Source organism: Agarivorans sp. Toyoura001 (assembly GCF_005405585.1).
GTDB lineage: Bacteria > Pseudomonadota > Gammaproteobacteria > Enterobacterales > Celerinatantimonadaceae > Agarivorans.
In genome coordinates, this window is sequence record NZ_BJEQ01000003.1 from 123274 (window position 1) to 145940 (window position 22667).

Sequence of the window (22667 nt, forward strand, 5' to 3'; positions counted from 1 at the left end):
TATTAAATCGATTGAACCATCAATTTTGATGACACCGGAGGTTAAAAACATGTCTGCAGAAGTTTTAGCTTTGCTTAAAGAGCAAGAGGTTAAATTTGTTGACTTACGCTTTACCGATACTAAAGGTAAAGAGCAACACGTATCTATTCCATCTCACCAGGTTGACGAAGATTTCTTCACCGACGGCAAAATGTTTGATGGTTCTTCTATTTCAGGCTGGAAAGGCATTAACGAATCAGACATGGTATTAATGCCTGATCCTGCTACTGCAGTACTAGACCCGTTCACAGAAGAAAACACTCTAAACCTTCGTTGTGACATTCTTGAGCCAGCAACTATGCAAGGTTACGACCGTGACCCACGCTCTGTAGCTAAGCGCGCTGAAGAATACATGCGTTCTACCGGTATTGCAGATTCTGCATACTTCGGTCCTGAGCCAGAGTTCTTCTTGTTTGATGACGTTAAGTACAAAACTGACATGTCAGGTTCTATGTACAAAATTGATGCTGATGAAGCGTCTTGGAACTCAGACAAGCATTTTGAAGACGGTAACACTGGTCACCGTCCTGGCGTTAAAGGCGGTTACTTCCCAGTAGCACCAGTTGATTCTTCACAAGACCTACGCTCAGCAATGTGTTTAGTACTTGAAGAAATGGGTCAAACTGTTGAAGCGCACCACCACGAAGTAGCAACAGCAGGTCAGAACGAAATCGCCACTTTATTCAACTCAATCGTTGAAAAAGCTGATGAAACTCAAGTTCTTAAGTATGTTGTTCACAACGTAGCTCACGCTTACGGTAAAACAGCGACTTTCATGCCTAAGCCAGTTGTTGGTGATAACGGTAGCGGTATGCACGTTCACCAATCAATTTGGAAAGACGGCGAAAACTTGTTTGCTGGTGACCTATATGGTGGCCTATCTGAAACTGCATTGTTCTACATTGGCGGTATCATCAAACATGCTAAAGCGATTAACGCTTTTGCTAACGCATCTACCAACTCTTACAAGCGTTTGGTACCAGGTTTTGAAGCGCCAGTTATGCTAGCTTACTCAGCACGTAACCGTTCTGCTTCTATCCGTATTCCAGTAGTACCTTCGCCTAAAGCTCGTCGTATCGAAGTACGTTTCCCTGACCCAACAGCTAACCCATACTTAGCATTCTCTGCAATGTTGATGGCTGGCCTTGACGGGATCAAAAACAAAATCCACCCTGGCGATGCTATGGACAAGGATTTATACGACTTACCTGCAGAAGAAGCAGCTGAAATTCCACAAGTGGCAACCTCACTTGAAAATGCACTAGCTTGCCTAGATGCAGACCGTGAATTCTTAACTGCTGGCGGCGTATTCAGCAACGATTACATCGATTCTTACATCGCATTGAAATCAGCTGACGTTGAGCGCATCAACATGACAACTCACCCAGTTGAGTTCGAATTGTACTACAGCGTATAAACAAAACGTTACACAGCTTAAAAAACCCGCTTTAAAGCGGGTTTTTTTATTGCTTTTCAATAGGTTTTTGCCCACCGTTAGCAGGTTGAATGGAGGAATTATCAATGAGCAAATGGTTTGCTATCATTTTTTTTATCAGTTTCGGACTAGTAAGTGTTCAAGCCGCCGACACTATTTACCAATGGGTAGATGAGAATGGCATCACCCACTTTTCAGATCGCCCCCAAGTTGGCGCTACCGAACTACAGGTAGACGTCGCTCCGCCAGCCACCGATGGCCCCTTGGCAACTCCGCGTCCCCCCCTGAAAAAGAAACAAAAACCAATTAAGTATCAAGTACAAATTACCAGCCCAAGTCATGAACAAACCATTCGCGACAACGAAGGCAAAATTTCGATTACAGCAACCACTACGCCACTGCCGTTAAATAGCATGGGCTACAAGTTGGTGCTTGATGGTGTACCCCAAGGGCAAATCACTAAAATGGGGAGCTTTAACCTCACCAATATTGATCGTGGTGCCCATACTATTCATGTGCAGTTGGTTGATGAATCGGGCAAGGAAATTGCATCGTCTAAACCCATTACCGTATTTTTGCACCGCGCTAACGCATTTGGCGCTGGAGCAGCTGCAGCAGGGGGAGGCTAACTAGCAACTCTCTGCCTTTTGAGGTTAAACTCAGTGCAGAAGCACCAACTTGGTGCGCCCATTCAGGAGAGAGTAGTGTTAGAGATCTCTGGCTTAGAACGTTTAGTATTGGAAAATCAAGTTACCGCCATTGTGCTGCTTGATGCTGAGTTAAAAATTCAATATGTAAACGCTTCTGCCGAACAGTTACTCGGGCAAAGTGCCAAGCGGCTTATTGACGAGCCGCTTGCCATGCAGGTTAAACACAGTTCTCTAGACCTAAGCAAGCTTGGCAGTGTATGTAGCTCAGGGCAGAGCTTTACCGATAACGAAGTGACCTTAGTATTTGATAGCCACCATGCTTTAGTCGAGCTCTCGGCCACGCGCATTAATAGTCAACAATACAACTTGTTGATGTTAGAAATGCGCGCCATTGGTCAACAGAAGAAAATTTCCCAAGAGTTATACCAACACGCCCAGCAACAAGCCGCAAAAGAATTAGTTCGCGGCTTAGCTCATGAAATCAAAAACCCATTAGGCGGACTGCGCGGCGCTGCACAGTTGCTTGAGAAAGAGCTAGTGAATCCAGAACTCAAAGAATTCACCGGCATTATTATTGAGCAAGCCGATCGGCTGCGAAAACTGGTCGATCGCTTGTTAGGGCCACAGCGCCCAGGCTTACATGAGCTACACAACGTGCACTCGGTACTCGAAAAAGTCCGCCAGTTGGTCAAACTTGATTTGCCTTCAGGGATAAGCGTTGAGCGAGACTACGATCCAAGCATTCCAGATTTTGAAATGGATCACGAGCAACTCTTACAAGCCTTTCTCAATATTGTACAAAACGCTGTGCAAGCACTGGGCGAAAGTGGTGGCAAGATAGACATAGTTACCCGCACCGCCCATCAAGCGACCATTGCCGGGCAGCGTTTTAAGCTGGCCGCAGAAATCAAAATTATAGATAACGGCCCGGGGATACCTACTGAGCTACTCGATACTCTGTTTTACCCAATGGTAACCGGGCGTGAAGGCGGTACAGGTTTAGGTTTATCAATCGCGCAGAATTTAATAAATCAGCATAAAGGGAAGATTGAATGCGCCAGCTGGCCCGGACATACCGAGTTCACCATTCACCTTCCACTACGACGTTAAGGATGTACTAACATGGCAGCAACTATATGGGTCGTTGACGACGACAGCTCTATTCGGTGGGTGTTAGAAAAAGCGTTAAAAACGGCAGGCTATGATTGCCTAAGCTTTGCTGACGGCGAAATGATGCTGCAGCAATTAGACTATGAACAACCTGACGTAGTCATTTCAGATATTCGTATGCCAGGCATGGACGGATTGAGCCTATTGGAGAAAATCCAAAGCCACTTCCCAGAAATGCCAGTGATTATCATGACCGCCCATTCGGATTTGGATAGCGCGGTAAATGCCTACCAACGTGGTGCATTTGAATACTTGCCAAAACCCTTTGATATTGACGAAGCGGTTTCGTTAACCGAGCGTGCGGTGACGGTTTCCAGAGAACAAAAAGGCAGCAAAGCAAATAACAAACCTAGCTCTCCAGCGCCCGAAATTATTGGTGAAGCACCCGCTATGCAAGAGGTATTTCGAGCGATTGGTCGTTTATCGCGTTCCAGTATCTCAGTGCTTATTAATGGCCAATCGGGTACTGGTAAAGAACTTGTTGCGCATGCCCTGCATAAACATAGCCCACGCGCCAGCGGCAGCTTTATTGCGCTTAACATGGCAGCCATTCCAAAGGACTTGATTGAATCTGAGTTGTTTGGCCACGAGAAAGGTGCATTTACCGGCGCCAACAATATTCGCCACGGTCGCTTTGAACAAGCTAACGGCGGAACCCTATTTCTTGATGAAATTGGTGACATGCCCTTAGACATTCAAACCCGTTTATTACGGGTATTAGCAGACGGGCAGTTTTACCGCGTTGGCGGTCATTCTCCAGTACAGGTGGATGTAAGAATCATTGCAGCTACTCACCAGAACTTAGAGAAAAAAGTGGCTGAAGGTGATTTCCGAGAAGATTTATTTCACCGCTTAAACGTGATTCGTATTCATTTACCTTCATTGTGTGAGCGCCGTGAAGACATTCCCGCATTAGGCAAACACTTTTTAGAAATTGCCGCCAAAGAGCTGAATGTAGAAAGTAAACTGCTACACAAAGACACTCAGCGCTTTATGATGCAACTGGCTTGGCCAGGTAATGTAAGGCAGCTAGAAAACGTTTGTCGCTGGTTAACCGTAATGGCTAGTGGTCAGGAAGTATTACCAGCAGACTTACCGCCAGAGTTAAGCCAACCAGTTATTACCGAGCAAGGGGAAAGTGCCGATACTAACTGGCGCTCACTACTTAAAAGTTGGGTGTCTCAGCAATTGGTATCTGGGCAAATAGATATATTAGGTGAAGCCATGCCAGACTTTGAACGCATTATGCTTACCACAGCACTTGAGCATACTCATGGCCACAAGCAAGAAGCCGCTCGATTATTAGGCTGGGGCCGAAACACCCTAACTCGCAAGTTAAAAGAGCTAGATGTAGAAGCTTAAGTAGCAGCATGCCGAATAAAGCTTAACCGCCTTGGTTAAGCTTTACTCAAAAATAAGCGAATAGAAAAAATCATAAGTGACTTTGCCACCACTTAGGCAACGATTGTGGCTTGCCCTACCGTAAAGCCATTTTCAGCTAAAAACTCAAAACCTTCTGCTGCTGATGAAAAATTGCGATTAATATGATCTTCTGGCTGCTGCCCTATCATCCTTTGCAGTTGATAGTCTTTTAAAGTGTTTTTTTTGTAGATACGTACCGAATGAGTCATATTTCGCATTATCGCCCATTCCAGCATCTCATGGATTAATGGTTCAACTTCTGGAACGGCCAAGGTCCATTCATCAAAGTAAACGAAGTGAGCCCAATTGTCATGGCACAAGCCATTAGCGTAGGATTTATAGTCCTTAATAAATGCCTCAGCAGTCTTCACGTCCCAAGAGCCAATAATACTGATAATCATCACTTGTTGGTCTGTTCGTAAAGTATAAAAGTTATCTATTATCACTTTAGTTTTCTACCTGCTCAATCGAAGCTTCTTCGATTATAGGCAACTTATCTCTATTTAGAGCTATTTCCTAAAGTTCAGAACACTAAAACTTATAACTCAACTAGAGGTGCGCTTTTGTAAGAACAAGACTTTTGCGGGCACACTTCCCGTTTTCCTGCTGCAGTTTTCTTCAGTACTAATAACTTCCAACCACAATCAGGGCAAGGCTTAGCGATGGGCTGATCATTTACTGCATATGAACATTTGGGATAGGCGTTACAGGCATAAAAGGTTTTACCAAAACGTGATTGGCGAGAAGCTAACTTACCTTTGTTGCAAGAGGGACAAGTAATCTCGGGGGCGCTTTCTGCTTGCGGTTGTGCTGACTCAATGTGCTGACAACTTGGAAACGCGCTACAACCAATAAACATACCGTAACGCCCTTGGCGTAGCATCAGCTCCTCACCACATTTAGGGCATTCAGTTCCAGGCAGTATTTTCTCTAGCGAATGATCTTGTTGGTGCAACGCTCGACTGTAGTCACAACTTGGATATTGGCTACACCCTAGGAAGGGGCCCGATTTGCTATTGCGATGTTGCAGCTCGCCACCACATTTGGGGCAAACATCGTATTCTTTTTCTAAGGCGTGTTCGTGTGCGGAAAATAATTTAGGGTCAATCTTAGACATGCTTACACCTCGTTGAACTTTGCTAAGCATAACAAAATAGCGCCAATAGGCTATTGATTCGACGCAAGCAAAGCTCTATCGAGATGATAAGTTGGCGTAACACCGCTTGGCAGCGGTGTACTTAAGCCCTAATGCAGTGGACCATCACCCAAATCGAATAATAGTTCTTCCATTTGTTGATAAGCCGATTCACTACCTGGAACATTAAACAGCACCATTAAAATGATCCATTTTAAATCTTCCAGTTCAAGTTCTGGCCCATCTAGCTCCATCACTCGGTCAATTACCATTTCACGTGTTTCTGCATTGAGTACTTTCATTTGTTCAAGGAACAACAAAAAGCCTCGGCAAGACACGTCTAATTTAGCAATTTCAGGTGTGGTATACACCCTTAATGAGGGAATCTCAGAAGGATTTAAATAAGGCTGCTTATCGCTATCTTGCAGGGCTGCAAGTTGCTCCAACCAATCCAATGCCTTATAGATTTCTTCTTTATGAAACCCTGCGCGACTGAGCTCTTCTGTGAGCTCATCGTGATCCATCAACAGCTCTACATCACTATGAATGTAAGTTTCGAATAGATACATGAGGATATCAAACATAGTTAGTTCCTCCTCAGCTTGACGTAACCACCTGGCACAACGGCCACAACACCCAATATCTCAAGCTCAGTTAACTGAGCGAGTACAGCATCAACAGGTTGTTGAGTGCTTAAGACGAGTTCATCAATTGACGTCGTCTCATAAGATACGTTATCCAACAATTGACGATAAGGCAAATCTTGTTCCTGCATATTTTGCTCCACCGCGGGTAAAGCCAAGGAGCTTTGACCGCCAAATCCGTCTAGCTCTTCCATTATATCGACCGGAGAAGTGACCAATTTAGCTCCTTGCTGAATCAAATGGTGGCAGCCTGCGTGTAAAGGGTCGTCTATTGAACCCGGTACCGCGAACACATCGCGGCCCTGCTCCGCCGCGTAATTAGCCGTTAACAGCGAACCACTCGGCAAGCCAGCTTGCACCACCAACACGGCTTGGCTTAAACCGCTAATAATTCGATTACGACGAGGGAAGTGATTGGCTTTAGCCGCTGTACCAGGCCAAAACTCGCTCACTATAGCGCCTTGCTGCACAATCTCGTGAGCTAGCTGCTGGTGTCGCTTAGGGTAAACCCTGTCTAGTCCTGTAGCCACCACGGCAATGGTAGCGTCTGCCCTAGCCAATAGCGCACCTTTATGCGCGGCAGCATCAATGCCTAAGGCCATTCCACTGGTAATAGTTAATCCTTGCTGAGCCAACTGCTGGGCAAAATCTTTTGCATGATTAAGCCCCGATATACCTGCATGACGGCTTCCCACCATCGCCAATTGAGGTTTAGCTAAAAGCGCTGGATTACCACGCACAAACAGTAAAAGCGGTGGGCGCTGAATATTGCGTAAACACTCTGGATATAAGGCATCAAAACAGCCAATAAGGTGGCAATCGCTTTGTTCTAACCACGCTAGCGCTAAGTTAATACGAGCTTGATTGGGTTGACGGAGGGCAGAAATTTGTTGCGGGCTAAATTGCCAAGCTTGTAACTGAGTTTCATCAGCACTCAGCAGTTGGTCAACGGAGCAATGAGATAAAGCTGCTTGCAGGCGCTGCACCGAAAACCTCGGCACACCTGCAAGCAGTAGATATTGAACTACCGATAAACTCGGTAGCAACTATAGGTTCTCCACCAAATAATTAGGACGAAGAATCACTTTGCTATCAGTAATAATGGCATAACTTAGTTTTTCATAAGACTTAAATACCATCAGCTCGCCGACTTTTTCGTTTGGTAAGCTAACGCGCTGATCGTCATTATTAAATACTCGGTCAAAATGATTGGCCGTATCTTCATAAGATTTACGCTTCACCTTATCAATCATTACCTTACCCGGTTGAGCCACGGCAAACATATCGCCCGGCGCCACGTTGTCACGAGTCCCTTTGTTAATAATCACTACGTCGTAGCGACTCATTACAGAGGTATCGGTTGCCGCAGAAATAATATAACCACTCTCTTCTATCTGCTTGTTGTTAGGAACAAAGTAAGCAGGTAGGCGATCTTGGTCAGGCAGCTCCAACATGATGTCGCCTTGGTTAATCTCTTTTAGTACTTGAGTGACTTTAAACTGAGTAATGTTATCTTCATGTTTGCGTTCAGATACACCAATACCGATAAAGGTAAGAATCTGGCCTAACTCTTCTTTCGTTTCCGGATCGCGGTATTTGTTACCAATACGGTAAATACCGTAATACTGACCAGGCTTAGTTTCTCCACGCGCATACATGGCACGGCCAATAGCAATACGTGATTGCGCATCATTGTCGCCGAGTACGTAAGGAGCACCTTTCAAGGTATCTTCATCAACAATATGATCATGTGTCAAAAAGGCACTAATTGAAGCCAGTGGTACCGTTGGAATCGGTGGGGCTTTTTCTTCGATACGCGCTTTTGGCGTAACTTTAACAATGCGTTTGCGCACTAAACGTGGCTCGCCATTTTCATATACCAGCGATAAACGATCACCAGGATAGATTAAATGCGGGTTTTCTACCTGCGGGTTAAATTGCCATAAACGTGGCCACAACCAAGGAGAGTGTAGATACAAAGCAGAAATGTCCCACAAAGTATCACCTTTTTTTACAACGTAAACTTCGGGAAAATCCTCCTTTAATTTTAAAGTGTCAGCAATTGCGCCTCCAACTAACAACAACAAAGAGGCCCAAAGCCAAACTAATTTTTTCCCTTTCATAGTGTCTCCCAGCGACATCCCTATATCCAAAGCTGTTTTTTAGTCACATAAATGACTAGAATTACCACCAATCTACCAAAACCTAATTAAAGACAGAAGCTATGGCTGTACTCGAAGTATTGTGTTTTCCAGACGAGCGTTTGCGTACTATAGCGCAACCCGTTAATAATATTGATGATAATCTTAGAACTATAATCGAAAACATGTTTGAAACCATGTATCTAGAGGAAGGAGTTGGCCTAGCTGCGACACAGGTCAACATTCATCAGCAAATTGTTGTAATCGACGTCTCTGAGGAGCGAGATCAACGACTTGCGCTAATAAACCCAGAAATTATTGAAGCCGACGGCGACGCGCTTAACGAAGAGGGATGTTTGTCTGTTCCTGAGTATCGCGCGCAAGTGCCTAGAGCCGAAAAAATCAAAGTGAAATCTTTGGATGTCGACGGCAATGAGCAAATTTTTGAAGCGGAAGGTTTACTGGCGATTTGTGTACAGCACGAACTCGACCACCTAAAAGGTAAGTTGTTTATCGATTATTTGTCGCCGCTTAAACGCCAGCGGGTAAAAACTAAGCTAGAAAAACTTGCTCGCCGCAAGTAAGCCTTAACCAATTTGTGGAAAACAGCATGACGCCATTGCGGATCATCTTTGCTGGCACGCCTGATTTTGCAGCGCGCCACCTTTCAGCCCTTATCAATAGTCAACATCAAGTGATTGCGGCTTACACGCAGCCCGATCGCCCTGCAGGCCGAGGCAAGAAGCTGCAAGCCAGCCCGGTTAAGCAACTCGCCGAGCAACACAATATTGAAGTATTCCAACCAGAAAACTTCAAAAGTGAAGACGCTCAGCAACAATTAGCAGCACTGAACGCCGATTTAATGGTGGTAGTGGCTTATGGCTTATTGTTACCGCAAGTCATCCTTGATACGCCCCGTTTGGGATGCATCAACGTACACGGCTCGTTACTGCCACGCTGGCGCGGGGCTGCGCCAATCCAGCGCGCAATTTGGGCTGGCGATAGCCACTCAGGTGTCACCATTATGCAAATGGACATTGGCTTAGACACTGGCGACATGTTGCTATTAGAGCAAATAGAGATAGCGAGCGATGAAACCAGCGCCTCACTGTACGATAGGCTCGCTGAAGTAGGCCCACAATCTCTCATCAAAGCTGTAGATGGCATCGCCGAAGGCGAACTGACTGCAACACCACAAGATGATGCTCATGCTAACTACGCTAAAAAGCTGAGCAAAGCTGAAGCCTGTATTGATTGGCAACAAGATGCTGAGTTTATCGAACGTTGCATTCGAGCATTTAATCCATGGCCTGTGAGTTATTTCACCCTAGCTGAACAGAACATTAAAGTATGGCAAGCCAGTGTAGTAGCCGATGCTAGCCAACAGGTGCCGGGTACAATTATTAGCGCCAATAAACACGGCATTACCGTAGCCACCGGCAAAGACGCCTTGTGTTTAGAACAGATCCAGCTCCCAGGTAAAAAAGCGCTCTCTGCCGCTGACGTATTAAATTCGCGCAAAGAGTGGTTTGAAGTAGGTACTCAATTGGAGAGTGCAAATGGCTGAGCAGCCACAAGTAAAACAAATTAATGCCCGTGCCGCTGCGGCTAACATTCTATTTCAAGTGGTTGACCAAGGTCAGTCACTGAGTCAAATGTTGCCACGCGTACTGCCACAAGTAGTCGCTCGTGATCACGCCTTAGTGAAAGAGCTATGTTTTGGCGTATTACGTTGGTTGCCGCGCTTTGAATCGGTGCTGCAACAGCTCATGGACAAGCCCTTAAAAGGCAAAATTCGCAACGGCCATTTCTTATTAATGGTGGGTTTGTACCAACTGTTTTATATGCGCGTGCCTGCCCATGCAGCGGTATCAGAAACCGTATCTGCTACCGGCCAACTAAAGCTGCATAGTTTAAAAAAACTGGTGAATGGTGTTTTGCGCAACGCAGAACGTCAACGTGAGCAGTTAGAGCCACAACTTACTGCCAACGACAGCTTACAATATTGCCACCCAAGCTGGATAAGCAAACGCTTAAAAGCGGCTTATCCAAACCGCTGGCAAGACATATTAGACGCCAATAACCAACACGCGCCAATGTGGATTAGGGTAAACGCCTTACAAGGCCAACGTGATGACTACCAGGCTCAGCTCAGCGAGTTAGAAATAGCCAGCCAATCCTCTGATTTAGCTAAACAGGCACTATGTTTAGAAAAAGCGCAAGCCGTATTCAAATTGCCTAACTTTGCAGAAGGCGCCTCTTCAGTTCAAGATGGCGCTGCGCAAATGGCCGCCAGCCTGCTAGACGCACAAGCCGGTGAAAGAGTGCTTGATGCCTGCGCAGCTCCTGGAGGGAAAACTTGCCATATTCTCGAACTACAACCCGAGTTAAGCGAATTGGTGGCAGTAGATACTGAGCAAACGCGCCTCAATAGAGTCACTGAAAACTTACAGCGAATTGGCTTAAAGGCCACTTTGCATTGCGCCGATGCCAGTAAACCTGAAGAGTGGAACAAACAGCCTTTCGATCGCATTTTATTAGACGCACCCTGTTCGGCCACTGGCGTTATTCGCCGCCACCCAGATATTAAGTGGTTGCGCCGAGAAGCCGATATCGCCGAGCTAGTGAAACTACAAAAAGAGATTTTGCAGGCACTGTGGCACCAACTGAAACCCGGCGGCATCATGTTGTACGCCACTTGTTCGGTATTGCCCGATGAAAATAGTCAGCAAATTGCCGCTTTTTTGCAACAAACTGACGATGCAGAGTTAATTCCAATTAACCCTGATGAAACAGCCGAACAACCCGGTTGGCAACTTTTACCCGGCGACAATAACATGGATGGTTTTTATTATGCGCGTTTGCGTAAAAGCCTCAGTTAGGCTTGCCTTTACCCTTTACAACGGTAACACTAAAAAATAGCAATAAACGCTTAAGGTATTGTTAGCAAATGAAAATCATTATTCTTGGAGCGGGCCAAGTAGGCGGCACGCTAGCGGAAAACTTAGTGGGTGAGAAATCAGACATTACCCTGGTAGACACCAATCAAGACCGCCTTCGTGAGCTGCAAGATAAGTTTGATTTACAGGTAGTATTTGGCCATGCCGCCCACCCTAGCGTGTTGCGCGAAGCAGGGGCTCACGATGCTGACATGTTAGTGGCAGTCACCAACAGTGACGAAACCAACATGGCAGCCTGCCAAATAGCATATACCCTGTTCAATACCCCAAACAAAGTCGCACGGATCCGCTCAGAAGAATTGCTCGCGGAAAAAGACGCGCTATTCTGCAACGAAGCGGTACCTTTGGATCACCTCATTGCGCCTGAACAGCTGGTAACCGATTACATCAGCCGCTTAATTGACTACCCTGGCGCTTTGCAAGTGATGCAATTTGCTCGTGGCCGAGTAGGTTTAGTGGCGATTAAAGCCTATTACGGCGGCCCGTTAGTGGGTAATGCCTTATCGGTATTGCGTGACCACATGCCCGATATCGAAACCCGTGTGGCGGCTATTTTTCGTCAAGGTCGAGCTATTCGCCCTCAGGGCACCACGGTGATCGAAGCCGATGATGAAGTGTTTTTTGTTGCCGCCAGTGACCACATTCGTAAGGTGATGGCCGAACTGCAGAAACTTGAGAAGCCCTATCGCCGTTTAATGATTGTAGGCGGAGGAAACATTGGTGCAGCGCTCGCGAAGCGCCTAGAAAGCCAATACAGCGTTAAACTGATTGAACGAAACCAACGCCGCGCCGAACAACTGGCTGAAATGCTCAACAATACTATTGTGTTTTGCGGTGACGCTTCAGACCAAGAGTTACTGAGCGAAGAAAATATTGAGCAAGTTGACGTATTTATTGCGGTAACCAACGACGATGAAGCCAACATTATGTCGGCCATGCTCGCTAAGCGCATGGGCGCTAAAAAAGTAATGGTACTGATTCAACGAGGCGCTTATGTTGAATTAGTACAAGGCGGCACCATCGACATCGCCATTTCTCCGCAGCAAGCCACCATTTCAGCGCTACTCACTCATGTACGACGCGCCGATATCGTTAACGTGTATTCGCTACGACGCGGCGCAGCAGAAGCGATTGAAGCGATTGCCCATGGCGATAGCAACACGTCGAAAGTGGTCGGTCGCAGCGTAGGTGAGCTAAAACTCCCTCCAGGCACCACCATTGGCGCGGTAATGCGGGGGAACGAAGTCATTATTGCCCACGACCATACTGTTATTGAACAAGACGATCACGTGGTGATGTTTTTAGTGGATAAGAAATTTATTCCTGAAGTAGAACGTTTATTCCAACCTAGCCCATTCTTCCTGTAGGCTAAATTTCACTTGATGATTACCCCCGATCTTCGGCCCATCATGTTTGTTACAGGCATTGTGCTGTCTAAACTCAGCCTACTCATGTTAGCCCCGCTTGCTTTAGGCATGGCTTACGACGAGTCCGGTTACGTTGAATTCTTTTACACCATCATAGTGACCCAAACCGTGGCCTTTGCCCTTATTCGCTGGGGGAAAAAGCCATCTTTTAAACTGTCAGTTCGTGGCATGTTTTTGCTTACCACCACCGTATGGCTAGTGGCCTGTGTATTTGGGGCACTGCCGCTGTATCGTATCGACCACATCAGCTTTACCGACGCCTTTTTTGAAACCATGTCTGGCCTCACCACTACGGGCTCAACGGTACTAGCGGGTTTGGATGAGATGCCCAAAAGCGCGCTGCTATGGCGCTCTATGCTGCAATGGTTAGGCGGTATCGGCTTTATTGTTTTAAGCGTAGCCATTTTGCCATTTTTAAATGTTGGCGGTATGCGTTTATTCCAAACCGAATCCTCCGATTGGTCTGACAAAAATACCCCTAAAACTAAAAATGTGGCCAGCAATATTCTTAAAGTTTATCTGCTGTTATCGATGCTATGCGCGCTGGCTTACCACTTAACCGGCATGGATTGGTTTGAAGCCATTAACCATGCCATGACCACCATATCCACCGGCGGCTACTCCACTTCAGACGAATCAATGGCGCACTTTAGCAATGCCAGCCACTGGGTGGGCAGCGCCTTTATGTTATTAGGTGGTTTGCCATTTCTACTATTGGTGCAAACACTTCGCCATAAAGATATACACTATATTTGGCGCGACGCGCAGGTAAGAGGCTTTATCATCCTCATCGCAGTAGTGGGCGGAATGATGAGCTTATGGCTGTGGTTACACGGCACATTTTCGCTGCTGGATGCATTGCGCATCAGTATCTTTAATATTATTTCTATCGTCACGACCACTGGCTATGGCTTAACTGATTTTAGTCATTGGGGTAACTTTACGACCGTACTGTTTATCTTTTTGATGCTGGTGGGAGCGTGTTCTGGTTCAACCTCTGGCGGGATTAAGATTTTCCGTTTTCAGCTGGCCAGCGGCTTGTTCTCACGCCAGTTAAAGCAGTTGGTACATCCTAATGGTATATACCCTCATCGCTACAACGGCCGATTAGTTAGCGAGCAACATGTACGCTCACTGGTAGCGTTTATTTTCGCCTTTTTCTTCACCTTAATTCTACTCGCCAGTGGTTTAGCCTTGCTGGGTTTAGACCCCATTACTGCGCTGTCTGGCGCAATGACCGCTTTAGCCAATGTAGGGCCAGGATTAGGAAGAGTGATCGGCCCCGACCATAACTTCCATTTGCTGCCTGATTCGGCCAAATGGTTGTTGTCATTGGGGATGTTATTAGGCCGCTTAGAAGTACTCACCGTACTGGTGCTATTTTTGCCCGCTTACTGGCGCTATCGTTAGGCTTGGCGACGACCTCGCAAGAGATAAGGGTTCGCCCACCACCAAATCCCTAGGTAGACAAAGTACAGCCCAATAATAATCATTTTGTGCTGATTACTGCCGGTATCCACTGTTTCAAAATCAACGCCAGCGATACGGCAATACAACAAGGTAATCACTACAATGCTGTAGATGGTGGAAAAGCGCCACAAAGTGAGCAATAAAGAACGCAGCGCCCCAAGTAACATAAATCAGCCCAGCCTATGCAAACATGCCAAGAGGCGAACGGCTAAAAGCCACGGCCAATAATTGAGCAAATACCGCTATTGCCGCTAAGCCCGCCACTAAACGTATCAACTGATTTGGCGCGCGCTTAAGAGCAAATATACCCAGCACAATATATACCACCAGCAACACTACTTTTGCGCTCAGCCAATCTTGAGCAATAGGATATTGCTGCAACATAACACACAATAAAATAGCAGCCACTAACAAGCAGGTATCAATGATGTGTGGGGTAATTTTCAGCCATTTTTTATTAAGCATGGGTGATTTGAGAAGCGCTAAAATCCAACGAAAAATAAAGCCGAGAATACTGAGCATAGCCAAGGTCATATGCAGGTGTTTTGCCATTGGGTAGTACTCGAGCATTTCATATCCTTATTTTAGTAAACAATTATCACAGCGCTCAGTGTATTAACTTGGCTTTAATACCACAAACTTTTTTCATCAGTAACAATTCAATAACTAAAGCTAGGTGCCTGATTATAAAAACAATAACAGGGCATACCTCACATTAACCTTTCCGTTTTGCCGATTTCGCCACCAATTCATCACAAATAACGTGATCTAGCTCTCTTGGGCGATCTGCTAAACTATGGGAGAGTGTTGCTACTTTATTATCTTTTCATTAACAAATGCCGGAGTCGGTCATGTCAGAAGCGCCAAATATGCTACCTGCCATCGATATTTTGATGTGCCACACTGGGGCCTCATTTTTAGATGCCTGCCAAGAGTTGGGTGTAGACCCAAACGAAATGTCCGAGTTTGATCCAATAGATTCAGAAGATAAATAAAAAATCGGCAGCCTCGGCTGCCGATTTTGTTTAAACCTTTACTAACAAGCCTCAGTTTCCCCCCCTAATAACAAAAAACATAAGCCCATAAAGCCCACCTAAAACAAATAGTTAAATCGCTTTGTAAAGATTGTGAATTTGCAGCAGCAGCGCTAGCTTTCGGCTTGCGATTGTAGTTACAATTGATATCTTTAATGCCTATTTATAGGTAGATTTATTAAGCATCAAAGCTGTTAACTTATCACCCAGCGAGTAACGGAATGTCGCAGTTATACCGAGTAAGCTTTATTAGTAATGGAAAAACCTACGAGTTGTACGCTAGGCAGGTTAATCAAGGCACCCTGATGGGTTTTGTTGAACTTGCAGATTTTGTGTTTGATGCGCGCGCTCAACTGATCGTTGACCCTGCGGTAGAGAAGTTGAAAACAGAGTTTTCTGGAGTATCGAAAACATTTGTGCCTATGCACAATATACTGCGCATTGATGAAGTCGATAAACTAGGGCTTGCCAAAATTCATGAAGATGCCACCATTACTCCTTTCCCCTCAAATCTGTATACCCCTAAACAATGAGCAGCGATTCAATCATTGATTGGTTCAAACTAAAAGCCCAATTTGGTCACCAAGACCTACTAAAACATTGGCTGACAGATTTTATCGCCGGTAGCGATCAAGAATTAGCACAACTTCAACTAGCAGTCAGTAATCAGCAATGTCCGGACGGATTGTTATTGCAGCTGCAAGGGATGGCGGCGCTAGTGGCTAGCCCAAGTTTAAACCGCTGCGTTCAACAATTGAAGCACAGCGAACAACTAGCAGTAGATTTAGAGAACACTTTGCATTGCTATCAGCAGCTAGTGAGCGAAATCACTCACTACCTACACCAACACTAGGGTTTTTTCAGCCAATCGCCCGACGGTGATTGCACATAAGCGCCACTGTTACTGCGCTCAATGGCTTTTTTACCTGCCAAGGTTGCCACTTGTTGCTCTGTTAAGCCGTTCTCTTTAGCTATCTGCTTGTATTTAGCCAAGCGCTTTTGGTTAATACTCTCCACCAAGCTTGTCACTTCACTGCTGTGGCTTACTATACCTAATAAGCCATTGCTTTGCTCGCCTACCCAGCCTTTGGTTTTGGCGTCATCTAAATCGATTGCCGCTACAGAAAAGCTTAAGCTCAACAGTAAGGCTAATATCCAGCTATTCCATTTCATCATGCTCTCCTAAAACAGTCCGCTATCGTCACTAAATAAATCATCAAGTTGCTTATCTACACGCACTCGTATCTCATGATCAATTTTTACATTGAGGTTAACCGTAATTGGTTTATCTACCGCCACTTCAACTTTAGGAGTACAGGCCGCAAGGCCAAGTACCATAGTTAAGGTGATGGCGCTGCTAACGAAGATGTGTCGTCTATCCATTGCTGCAGTTGTCCTGACAGTTGTTCGCCAATACGTAAACTACGTAATAGCTGATAAATGTTTTCTTGGTGGCCGTAATTTAAGGTTACCAAGCGCGGGCTGACTTGTTGATTACGCCCAATAAGCTTTACCTGCATATCCAGTTGCCCATCTTCGGCAAAATCTACCTCGGCTGCAAGTGTTTCATAATCAAAGTCTTCTAATAAGCTTAACGCAAAATCAAGAGAAGCATGCTGCGCCTTAACCGCCACTAAAGATTGATGAGTTAGCGAAATATGACCGCTCGGTTCTACTACCGCCAGCTCACCATCAGTAATCGCGATGCCTTGCTCACCAAAGCGCATCGGTAAACGACCCGATACCGAGCCATGCATACTTAAACCCAGCTCAGGATACAACTTAACTAACTGCTCTAACTGAATTTTATCTAATTTTAGTAAGGCCGTATTTGGTAACGCTAAAGGCACTTCTTCAAGCTGAGCTTGCCCACCTAATACACTGAAAGAAATATCCTGCAATAGCAGGCTTTGCCATTGAGTTATGGGCGAAAACGTAGGTTGCTGCCAGTGCAGGGCAAGCTCTGTTAGGGGAATACCAATATCCCATTGCGCCAGCGAAAGCTTACCTTGATGCTGCCAGCCCTGCTGAGGTTGATAGCTAAACGCACTGGTTATGCTGGCATCATCAAAACGCAACTCTCCCCACAGTGCATTAATTGTCGTGGCATCAATCTGCCCTGTTAGCTGTTGCGTTTGCCAAGTAAAATCCACGGTAGCGGCAGCGGATAACAAACTTGCAGGCTCTGGCAAATCAATAAAGGCTTGTTGCAGGGGAAGGAGGTTATCGCTGCTTAAGCGACCTTTAACAGCCTGTTCAGGGCTTAGATGCCAGCTGCCGGAGCCTTCGGCCAGCCAATCATCAACACTCACCCGCCAAGAGTCGTTGGTTAATTGCCAGTTTGCCGCAGGCAAATTGATGTCGGCAATACTTAAGGGCGAACTTGCTAACCTTAAGTTCCAATTGTTCCATTGGCTTAGCTTGGCGGTAAAAGAGGCATCGATCTCTGGCAAGTTAAGCGCGCCTTTAAGTTTCAGATCCTGCCCCACTAAACCACTTAGCGAAAAATCGAGATTATGTAGTCGCGAATCAGCTAACCAACGTTGTTGGCTAAGCGTGGCTAAACGCGCTAAAAGCGTTTTGCCTAACATGCCGCTAAAAGAGATATGGCTGCTTTTAGGCAGTATCAGTAAACTAAACTGGCTGGTCGAATTGGGGCCTTGCTCTTGATAGTTAAGCTGCCATTGCTGGCCTTGCTGTTTTAACCCAAGCTTGCCCTGAGTAATTAACTGCTGGTAAGCGCTAAGCTGCAAATTTTTCACTTCAACCTGGCTAGCACTCAATGCTTGAGGAAGCGCCAACAATTGTTCAAACATTTGCTGGCTGGCAGCCTGTAACTTTGCGGGGGCAATAGCCTCAGAGCTAGCGTCTGGCTCGGTATCTAGCAAGCAAGACACATCTAGGTGTACGCTCTCTATACTCACAGATAGTGGGATGGCAGTAATACTCAACCCTTCGGTATGCACAGCCGGGCATCCGCCCCACTCACCTTGAGCCATCGCAGCAAGCAGCTGAGTATTCGCCGAACACACGCTACTAAAAACACACGCCATAAAAACGCATATATTCAAGCTAAGAGTTTGAATAAAACAAGGGCTCTTCAAGGCTGAATGACGGGCCTTTCCACGCAAGCGAATACTTCCATTTTGGCTTAAGGGTATGTTTGAATACTAAGCGTTTTTGCCTTGAATAACGAGCAAACAACTTGCTCAACAATTATTTGAGCTTGACGAATCAGCTAAAAGCGACAAAAACTTAAGACTATTAATCAGTTTAATTAGCCGCCGCATTCTTTTTCTTATCAAGGAGCTACGTATATGGGTGTAACAGTAACGCGAGGAACACGCTAATGCCATGGTGGTGGTTTTTGGTCATGACCATCATCATCGGCATGGTGGTTTTTCAACTATGGCGTAACGTACAGCAGCGCCGCTGGGATTCGCAACAACCCTTACACAGTTTGTGGGTAACAGTGTCTAGGCGTGATGAAATTCCGATAACCCGTCCCGGTAAAGAAAATGAAGATTTACACACTCGCTACCGCTATTTTCTTGAATTCACACCCCTTGAGGGAGGTGAATCGCGCCGCTTTCAAGTTAAGCGTAAGCAGTTTAATCAGCTCACCCAAGATCTTGAAGGCGAACTCACCATTCAAGGTAGCCGCTTAGTGAGCTTTGAAGCGGGCCAAGCGAGCGCGCAAGATAGCGAAGGGCAATAAGGCCACCAGCAGACCCGCGGCTATAAACATCGCACCCAATGCATGGTAGGCCGCTAACTGTTCGCCCAAAAAACTCACACTAAGCACCGCGCCAAATAACGGCATTAAATGAATATACTGACCAGCAAGATTAGCCCCAACAATTTTTACTCCGTAGTTCCAGGCTAAATAAGCCAGTAAAGAAGGGAAAATGGCGACATAGGCCAAGGCAGCCATAGCATCAGAACTGAGGTTAAACGCGGCTTGTGGCAGGTTTAGCCAATAGAATGGGCTAAGCACTAACGAGCCCACCACTAAGGTACAACCTAGGAATGCTGCACCACCTAGATCGGCGGGCTTAAAACGCAAACCTATTGAATACAGTGCCCATACTAACGATGACAACACGATCCATGCGTCACCTTGATTAATGCTTAGGCTGGCGAGTTGCTGCCATTGGCCTTTTACTAACAAGGCCAATACCCCAACAAACGACAAACCAATCCCCAACAATTGCCGAGCAGAAATTTTTTGTTTTAGCGCTAGCCAGCTCACCAGCAGAATGAATATGGGAATCATTGAATTAATAATGAGGGCGTTGGTAGCCGTAGTGCTTTGCAAACCGATATACACGCAAGAGTTGAAACCTGCCACACCCAAACACGCTAAGGTGCTAATACGCAGCCAATTAGCTTTAATTACTGCTCGCTGGCGCCACATACTGGAATACAACAAAGGCATGGCAATCAACATTGCTAAGGTCCAGCGCCAGTAAGATAAAGACATGGCCGGCACTTGGTCTGAAATATAACGGCCTGTAACAAAATTTCCGGCCCAGAATAGCGGCGGTAAAACCAGTAAACCATAGGCCAACAGCTTTCCTTTCATGAAACCTTCCTTTCTCACTCTAGACCTCAAGCACTTAGGGCTGTTAGGGTATAGCATCAGCCAGTGATTTGCAGTACTATCCGCCATCGCGCTGATAGCGTTTTCTACTACAACATTAATTCATGGATAACGATCAATGAGTCTACTCGAGGCTATTAATGCAGGATTGCATGTAACAGCAATTATTTTGCTGGCTGGTGCGCTGTACTCTGAAGCCTTTCTGTTTCGCCGTGGAATGAACGAAGACGACGTTAAAAAGCTGCTGTTAGCCGATGCCACCCACGCATTTTCTACCGTGCTCATTTTTATTACTGGCGCGCTAAGATTATTTATTTTCCATAGCACCAGCCAAACTTACCTAGACAATCCATTCTTTGCCTTAAAAATGCTGCTGTTTTTTGTGGTAGTGCTGTTATCTCTTTACCCTTCATCTACCTTTTACCGTTGGCGCCGAGCCTTAAAGCAAGGTAAACCGTCAATGATCAGCTACCGCCAACACTCGTCGGTCATTTGGCTAATTCGTTTAGAGCTAGGGGTGTTATTGTTAATCCCAATGTTGGTAACGTTAGCGCGTGCAGGGTTTGGTAACTAAACACCGTTTTACCTCTTAAATGAGCAATTAAGATCTAAAGTTACCTTTAGGCTGTTTTTGTTGTCGTGCCTGTTGTATAGATAAGCACAGCGAACAACACTTAGCGTTTGAGGTTTACGATATGCCTACTCCATCTTTCCGACTCAGCCAAGAGCATGAGCTCGACACGGTGTATCCAGAGAAAATTGCTCCTTATTGGCAAAAGCATGCTCAGCCAGCCAGCTTTACTGGGGTGAATGGCTTAAATATTCACTATGTAAAAGTCACTGCAGAGACACCAATCCAGCAGGCAATAGTGGTATCTCCAGGGCGTACCGAAGCCTACCTAAAATACGATGAACTGGCCTACGACTTGGCTCAGCAAGGCTATGACGTATTTATTATCGACCACCGTGGCCAAGGGCTATCAGACAGAGAGTCGGCTCGCCAACAACCTGGTGATGTGGCGCAGTTTCAATATTATGTAGACGACCTGGCTCAGCTTATTGAACAACAAGTGCTTAGCCAAACCTACTCACACCGTTTTATATTGGCCCACTCTATGGGTGGCGCGATTGCCGCCCATTACTTACAGCAGCACCCCGGTATATTTAACGCGGCGGCGCTATCTGCGCCTATGTTTGGTATAAACCTAGGATTAGTGCCCAAATTTATTGCCACCTCTCTTGCTGCAACAATGAGTCGATTAGAGCACTCATTACAACGCGGTCCTTATTATGCGGTAGGTCAATCTAACTATAAACACTGTGGTTTTAACAACAATCATCTTACCCACAGTGAAGCGCGTTTTAAGCAAATGCAGCAGGTTTATCTTAACTACCCACAAATACAACTTGGCGGCCCAACAAACCGTTGGCTTCACCAAAGTTTTACCGCTATGCAGCAGATAATAGAACACGCCAAGAGCATTAATCTTCCACTATTATTACTACAAGCTGAGCAGGATTCTATAGTTACCGCAGCTGCCCAACGGGCCTTTTTTAAGGCGATGACCAGCTCGAATGATCAGGGGCAATTTGAGATTATTGCAGGTTCACGACACGAAATACTGTTTGAGCGCGATACTCTTCGTAACCCAGCGTTAAACAACATTCTCGCGTTTTTTGCTCAGCGTTCTAACTAGCCGTAACCCGCTTTAGTGGTTTACCAAGGAGCTAATATGTATCAACTTATCGCCACTGATTTAGATGGCACGCTGTTAAACGGCGAACATCAAATATCTGAACATACAATGCAAACGGTTACCCGCTTGTACCAGCAAAACGTGAAGTTTTTAATTGCTACTGGCCGCCATTATATTGATGTAAGACCGATCGCCGATCAATTTGATTTCCCTATGTATTTAATCACCTCAAACGGTGCACGAGTACATAACAAACAAGGAGAAGTGCTGTATCGAGCCGATTTAAACTCTGAGCAAATCCAGGGCATTTTAGATATTTCAGCAAAGTATCCACTACACCGAAATATTTACCATGAAGACAATTGGTACGTTGAACAAGAAAACGAATATGTGCGCTCGTTTAACCAACACTCCGGCTTCAATTATCAGGTCACGCATTTTGACGATTTAGAGCATCAGCATATCTGTAAGCTATTTTTTGTTGCCGACCATGAAATATTGCTTGAGCTGGAAAAAGAACTGGTGGCGAAATTTGGCGATGCACTAAACATCACCTTTTCCCTTACCGATTGCCTCGAAGTAATGACCGCTAAAGCTAACAAGGGCGAGGCCCTAAATGCAGTGTTACAACAAAAATCTATCTCTGCTGAAAATTGCATTGCCTTTGGCGATGGCTTAAATGACAAGGAAATGCTGGCTTTGGTAGGAAAAGGTGTGATCATGGCCAACGCGCATGACCGTTTAAAGTTGACTTTACCTCATTTAGAACAAACACTTAGCAACAAAGAAAATGGAGTAGCTGAGTTTCTTATCGGCACTTTCAAGTTGTAGCGGTATTTA

The 22667-nt window shown here is 45.7% G+C and carries 27 protein-coding genes; 16 read left to right on the forward strand and 11 right to left on the reverse strand.

Annotated elements, in window-relative coordinates:
• The first annotated feature begins 49 nt into the window (after window positions 1-49).
• From glnA to glnG, 4 genes are all read left to right on the forward strand, one after another.
• Window positions 50-1456: a glutamate--ammonia ligase gene (gene glnA / locus FFR00_RS05815; protein ID WP_137672442.1), complete on the forward strand. Its 1407-nt coding sequence runs from the start codon at window positions 50-52 to the stop codon at window positions 1454-1456.
• 104 nt (window positions 1457-1560) lie between these two features.
• Window positions 1561-2103, forward strand: a complete 543-nt coding sequence (locus FFR00_RS05820) for a DUF4124 domain-containing protein (protein WP_161985100.1) — start codon at window positions 1561-1563, stop codon at window positions 2101-2103.
• 75 nt (window positions 2104-2178) lie between these two features.
• Window positions 2179-3234, forward strand: coding sequence for a nitrogen regulation protein NR(II) (glnL, locus tag FFR00_RS05825; protein WP_137672610.1), 1056 nt, complete (start codon window positions 2179-2181; stop codon window positions 3232-3234).
• A 12-nt stretch (window positions 3235-3246) separates the two neighbouring features.
• Window positions 3247-4656, forward strand: coding sequence for a nitrogen regulation protein NR(I) (gene glnG / locus FFR00_RS05830; protein ID WP_137672444.1), 1410 nt, complete (start codon window positions 3247-3249; stop codon window positions 4654-4656).
• 92 nt (window positions 4657-4748) lie between these two features.
• Here the strand turns inward: glnG and FFR00_RS05835 are convergent, their stop codons facing one another.
• The 5 genes from FFR00_RS05835 to FFR00_RS05855 all read right to left on the reverse strand — a co-directional run bounded on the left by FFR00_RS05835 (window position 4749) and on the right by FFR00_RS05855 (window position 8618).
• Window positions 4749-5162 (reverse strand): hypothetical protein, encoded by a 414-nt coding sequence (locus FFR00_RS05835; protein ID WP_137672445.1) that lies wholly within the window; start codon window positions 5160-5162, stop codon window positions 4749-4751.
• Window positions 5163-5254: 92 nt separating this feature from the next.
• Window positions 5255-5833, reverse strand: a complete 579-nt coding sequence (locus tag FFR00_RS05840; protein ID WP_137672446.1) for a type I DNA topoisomerase — start codon at window positions 5831-5833, stop codon at window positions 5255-5257.
• A gap of 128 nt (window positions 5834-5961) precedes the next feature.
• Window positions 5962-6435 carry a DUF494 family protein gene (locus FFR00_RS05845; RefSeq protein ID WP_137672447.1) on the reverse strand — a complete coding sequence of 158 codons (474 nt, stop codon included), beginning with the start codon at window positions 6433-6435 and terminating at the stop codon, window positions 5962-5964.
• 2 nt (window positions 6436-6437) lie between these two features.
• Complete coding sequence (gene dprA / locus FFR00_RS05850; RefSeq protein ID WP_137672448.1) at window positions 6438-7541, reverse strand: DNA-processing protein DprA; 1104 nt, start codon at window positions 7539-7541, stop codon at window positions 6438-6440.
• Window positions 7542-8618, reverse strand: coding sequence for a LysM peptidoglycan-binding domain-containing protein (locus FFR00_RS05855; RefSeq protein WP_161985101.1), 1077 nt, complete (start codon window positions 8616-8618; stop codon window positions 7542-7544).
• A 101-nt stretch (window positions 8619-8719) separates the two neighbouring features.
• On the opposite strand from FFR00_RS05855, the gene def reads away from it, so the two are divergent.
• From def to FFR00_RS05880, 5 genes are all read left to right on the forward strand, one after another.
• Window positions 8720-9220, forward strand: a complete 501-nt coding sequence (gene def, locus FFR00_RS05860; RefSeq protein ID WP_137672450.1) for a peptide deformylase — start codon at window positions 8720-8722, stop codon at window positions 9218-9220.
• Between the two features lie 26 nt (window positions 9221-9246).
• Entirely contained in the window at window positions 9247-10203 is a 957-nt protein-coding gene (fmt, locus tag FFR00_RS05865; RefSeq protein ID WP_137672451.1) for a methionyl-tRNA formyltransferase, read from the forward strand.
• Window positions 10196-11518, forward strand: coding sequence for a 16S rRNA (cytosine(967)-C(5))-methyltransferase RsmB (gene rsmB, locus FFR00_RS05870; RefSeq protein ID WP_137672452.1), 1323 nt, complete (start codon window positions 10196-10198; stop codon window positions 11516-11518). Before fmt ends, rsmB begins: the two co-directional genes overlap by 8 nt.
• Window positions 11519-11586: 68 nt before the next feature.
• The gene (gene trkA / locus FFR00_RS05875; RefSeq protein WP_137672453.1) at window positions 11587-12963 is read left to right on the forward strand and encodes a Trk system potassium transporter TrkA; all 1377 of its coding nucleotides are present in this window, start codon (window positions 11587-11589) and stop codon (window positions 12961-12963) included.
• A gap of 15 nt (window positions 12964-12978) precedes the next feature.
• Window positions 12979-14433 (forward strand): TrkH family potassium uptake protein, encoded by a 1455-nt coding sequence (locus tag FFR00_RS05880; RefSeq protein ID WP_137672611.1) that lies wholly within the window; start codon window positions 12979-12981, stop codon window positions 14431-14433.
• Here the strand turns inward: FFR00_RS05880 and FFR00_RS05885 are convergent.
• Window positions 14430-14660, reverse strand: coding sequence for a hypothetical protein (locus FFR00_RS05885; protein WP_137672454.1), 231 nt, complete (start codon window positions 14658-14660; stop codon window positions 14430-14432). The genes FFR00_RS05880 and FFR00_RS05885 overlap by 4 nt on opposite strands.
• Window positions 14661-14673: 13 nt before the next feature.
• Entirely contained in the window at window positions 14674-15063 is a 390-nt protein-coding gene (locus tag FFR00_RS05890; protein WP_137672455.1) for a SirB2 family protein, read from the reverse strand.
• A gap of 281 nt (window positions 15064-15344) precedes the next feature.
• On the opposite strand from FFR00_RS05890, the gene FFR00_RS21760 reads away from it, so the two are divergent.
• The 3 genes from FFR00_RS21760 to FFR00_RS05900 all read left to right on the forward strand — a co-directional run bounded on the left by FFR00_RS21760 (window position 15345) and on the right by FFR00_RS05900 (window position 16380).
• On the forward strand, window positions 15345-15488 hold the full coding sequence (locus FFR00_RS21760) for a hypothetical protein (protein ID WP_174235929.1): 144 nt from the start codon (window positions 15345-15347) through the stop codon (window positions 15486-15488).
• Between the two features lie 260 nt (window positions 15489-15748).
• On the forward strand, window positions 15749-16060 hold the full coding sequence (locus FFR00_RS05895; RefSeq protein WP_137672456.1) for a DUF1820 family protein: 312 nt from the start codon (window positions 15749-15751) through the stop codon (window positions 16058-16060).
• Window positions 16057-16380, forward strand: a complete 324-nt coding sequence (locus FFR00_RS05900; protein WP_137672457.1) for a hypothetical protein — start codon at window positions 16057-16059, stop codon at window positions 16378-16380. The genes FFR00_RS05895 and FFR00_RS05900 overlap by 4 nt, the downstream gene beginning before the upstream one ends.
• Here FFR00_RS05900 and FFR00_RS05905 read toward each other — a convergent pair.
• From FFR00_RS05905 to FFR00_RS05915, 3 genes are read right to left on the reverse strand one after another with little or no spacing between them, the layout of a single operon-like run.
• Complete coding sequence (locus FFR00_RS05905; RefSeq protein ID WP_235836168.1) at window positions 16377-16703, reverse strand: YdbL family protein; 327 nt, start codon at window positions 16701-16703, stop codon at window positions 16377-16379. The two genes, FFR00_RS05900 and FFR00_RS05905, sit on opposite strands and share 4 nt — an antisense overlap.
• A gap of 6 nt (window positions 16704-16709) precedes the next feature.
• Entirely contained in the window at window positions 16710-16865 is a 156-nt protein-coding gene (locus FFR00_RS05910) for a YnbE family lipoprotein (protein WP_174235933.1), read from the reverse strand.
• 2 nt (window positions 16866-16867) lie between these two features.
• On the reverse strand, window positions 16868-18580 hold the full coding sequence (locus FFR00_RS05915; RefSeq protein ID WP_137672459.1) for a YdbH domain-containing protein: 1713 nt from the start codon (window positions 18578-18580) through the stop codon (window positions 16868-16870).
• 296 nt (window positions 18581-18876) lie between these two features.
• Here FFR00_RS05915 and FFR00_RS05920 point away from each other — a divergent pair, with 296 nt between their 5' ends.
• A complete protein-coding gene (locus FFR00_RS05920) occupies window positions 18877-19245 on the forward strand; it encodes a DUF2500 family protein (protein ID WP_137672460.1) in 369 nt (122 codons plus the stop codon).
• Here the strand turns inward: FFR00_RS05920 and FFR00_RS05925 are convergent.
• Complete coding sequence (locus FFR00_RS05925; protein ID WP_161985102.1) at window positions 19192-20112, reverse strand: DMT family transporter; 921 nt, start codon at window positions 20110-20112, stop codon at window positions 19192-19194. The genes FFR00_RS05920 and FFR00_RS05925 overlap by 54 nt on opposite strands.
• Before the next feature lie 136 nt (window positions 20113-20248).
• Between FFR00_RS05925 and FFR00_RS05930 the strand changes: the two genes are divergently transcribed.
• The 3 genes from FFR00_RS05930 to FFR00_RS05940 all read left to right on the forward strand — a co-directional run bounded on the left by FFR00_RS05930 (window position 20249) and on the right by FFR00_RS05940 (window position 22658).
• A complete protein-coding gene (locus tag FFR00_RS05930) occupies window positions 20249-20704 on the forward strand; it encodes a DUF2214 family protein (RefSeq protein WP_137672462.1) in 456 nt (151 codons plus the stop codon).
• A 121-nt stretch (window positions 20705-20825) separates the two neighbouring features.
• A complete protein-coding gene (locus tag FFR00_RS05935) occupies window positions 20826-21827 on the forward strand; it encodes an alpha/beta fold hydrolase (RefSeq protein WP_137672463.1) in 1002 nt (333 codons plus the stop codon).
• 36 nt (window positions 21828-21863) lie between these two features.
• Window positions 21864-22658: a Cof-type HAD-IIB family hydrolase gene (locus FFR00_RS05940; protein WP_137672464.1), complete on the forward strand. Its 795-nt coding sequence runs from the start codon at window positions 21864-21866 to the stop codon at window positions 22656-22658.
• The last annotated feature ends 9 nt before the right edge of the window (window positions 22659-22667 follow it).

Excerpts from the sequence above, each read along its gene's own strand:
- glnA (WP_137672442.1), top strand. The coding sequence starts at position 50 with ATGTCTGCAGAAGTTTTAGCTTTGCTTAAAGAGCAAGAGGTTAAATTT.
- FFR00_RS05820 (WP_161985100.1), top strand. The coding sequence starts at position 1,561 with ATGAGCAAATGGTTTGCTATCATTTTTTTTATCAGTTTCGGACTAGTA.
- glnG (WP_137672444.1), top strand. The coding sequence starts at position 3,247 with ATGGCAGCAACTATATGGGTCGTTGACGACGACAGCTCTATTCGGTGG.
- FFR00_RS05840 (WP_137672446.1), bottom strand. The coding sequence starts at position 5,833 with ATGTCTAAGATTGACCCTAAATTATTTTCCGCACACGAACACGCCTTA.
- FFR00_RS05845 (WP_137672447.1), bottom strand. The coding sequence starts at position 6,435 with ATGTTTGATATCCTCATGTATCTATTCGAAACTTACATTCATAGTGAT.
- FFR00_RS05855 (WP_161985101.1), bottom strand. The coding sequence starts at position 8,618 with ATGAAAGGGAAAAAATTAGTTTGGCTTTGGGCCTCTTTGTTGTTGTTA.
- def (WP_137672450.1), top strand. The coding sequence starts at position 8,720 with ATGGCTGTACTCGAAGTATTGTGTTTTCCAGACGAGCGTTTGCGTACT.
- fmt (WP_137672451.1), top strand. The coding sequence starts at position 9,247 with ATGACGCCATTGCGGATCATCTTTGCTGGCACGCCTGATTTTGCAGCG.
- rsmB (WP_137672452.1), top strand. The coding sequence starts at position 10,196 with ATGGCTGAGCAGCCACAAGTAAAACAAATTAATGCCCGTGCCGCTGCG.
- trkA (WP_137672453.1), top strand. The coding sequence starts at position 11,587 with ATGAAAATCATTATTCTTGGAGCGGGCCAAGTAGGCGGCACGCTAGCG.
- FFR00_RS05880 (WP_137672611.1), top strand. The coding sequence starts at position 12,979 with ATGATTACCCCCGATCTTCGGCCCATCATGTTTGTTACAGGCATTGTG.
- FFR00_RS05885 (WP_137672454.1), bottom strand. The coding sequence starts at position 14,660 with ATGTTACTTGGGGCGCTGCGTTCTTTATTGCTCACTTTGTGGCGCTTT.
- FFR00_RS05890 (WP_137672455.1), bottom strand. The coding sequence starts at position 15,063 with ATGCTCGAGTACTACCCAATGGCAAAACACCTGCATATGACCTTGGCT.
- FFR00_RS21760 (WP_174235929.1), top strand. The coding sequence starts at position 15,345 with ATGTCAGAAGCGCCAAATATGCTACCTGCCATCGATATTTTGATGTGC.
- FFR00_RS05895 (WP_137672456.1), top strand. The coding sequence starts at position 15,749 with ATGTCGCAGTTATACCGAGTAAGCTTTATTAGTAATGGAAAAACCTAC.
- FFR00_RS05900 (WP_137672457.1), top strand. The coding sequence starts at position 16,057 with ATGAGCAGCGATTCAATCATTGATTGGTTCAAACTAAAAGCCCAATTT.
- FFR00_RS05905 (WP_235836168.1), bottom strand. The coding sequence starts at position 16,703 with ATGATGAAATGGAATAGCTGGATATTAGCCTTACTGTTGAGCTTAAGC.
- FFR00_RS05910 (WP_174235933.1), bottom strand. The coding sequence starts at position 16,865 with ATGGTACTTGGCCTTGCGGCCTGTACTCCTAAAGTTGAAGTGGCGGTA.
- FFR00_RS05915 (WP_137672459.1), bottom strand. The coding sequence starts at position 18,580 with ATGGCGTGTGTTTTTAGTAGCGTGTGTTCGGCGAATACTCAGCTGCTT.
- FFR00_RS05920 (WP_137672460.1), top strand. The coding sequence starts at position 18,877 with ATGCCATGGTGGTGGTTTTTGGTCATGACCATCATCATCGGCATGGTG.
- FFR00_RS05925 (WP_161985102.1), bottom strand. The coding sequence starts at position 20,112 with ATGAAAGGAAAGCTGTTGGCCTATGGTTTACTGGTTTTACCGCCGCTA.
- FFR00_RS05930 (WP_137672462.1), top strand. The coding sequence starts at position 20,249 with ATGAGTCTACTCGAGGCTATTAATGCAGGATTGCATGTAACAGCAATT.
- FFR00_RS05935 (WP_137672463.1), top strand. The coding sequence starts at position 20,826 with ATGCCTACTCCATCTTTCCGACTCAGCCAAGAGCATGAGCTCGACACG.
- FFR00_RS05940 (WP_137672464.1), top strand. The coding sequence starts at position 21,864 with ATGTATCAACTTATCGCCACTGATTTAGATGGCACGCTGTTAAACGGC.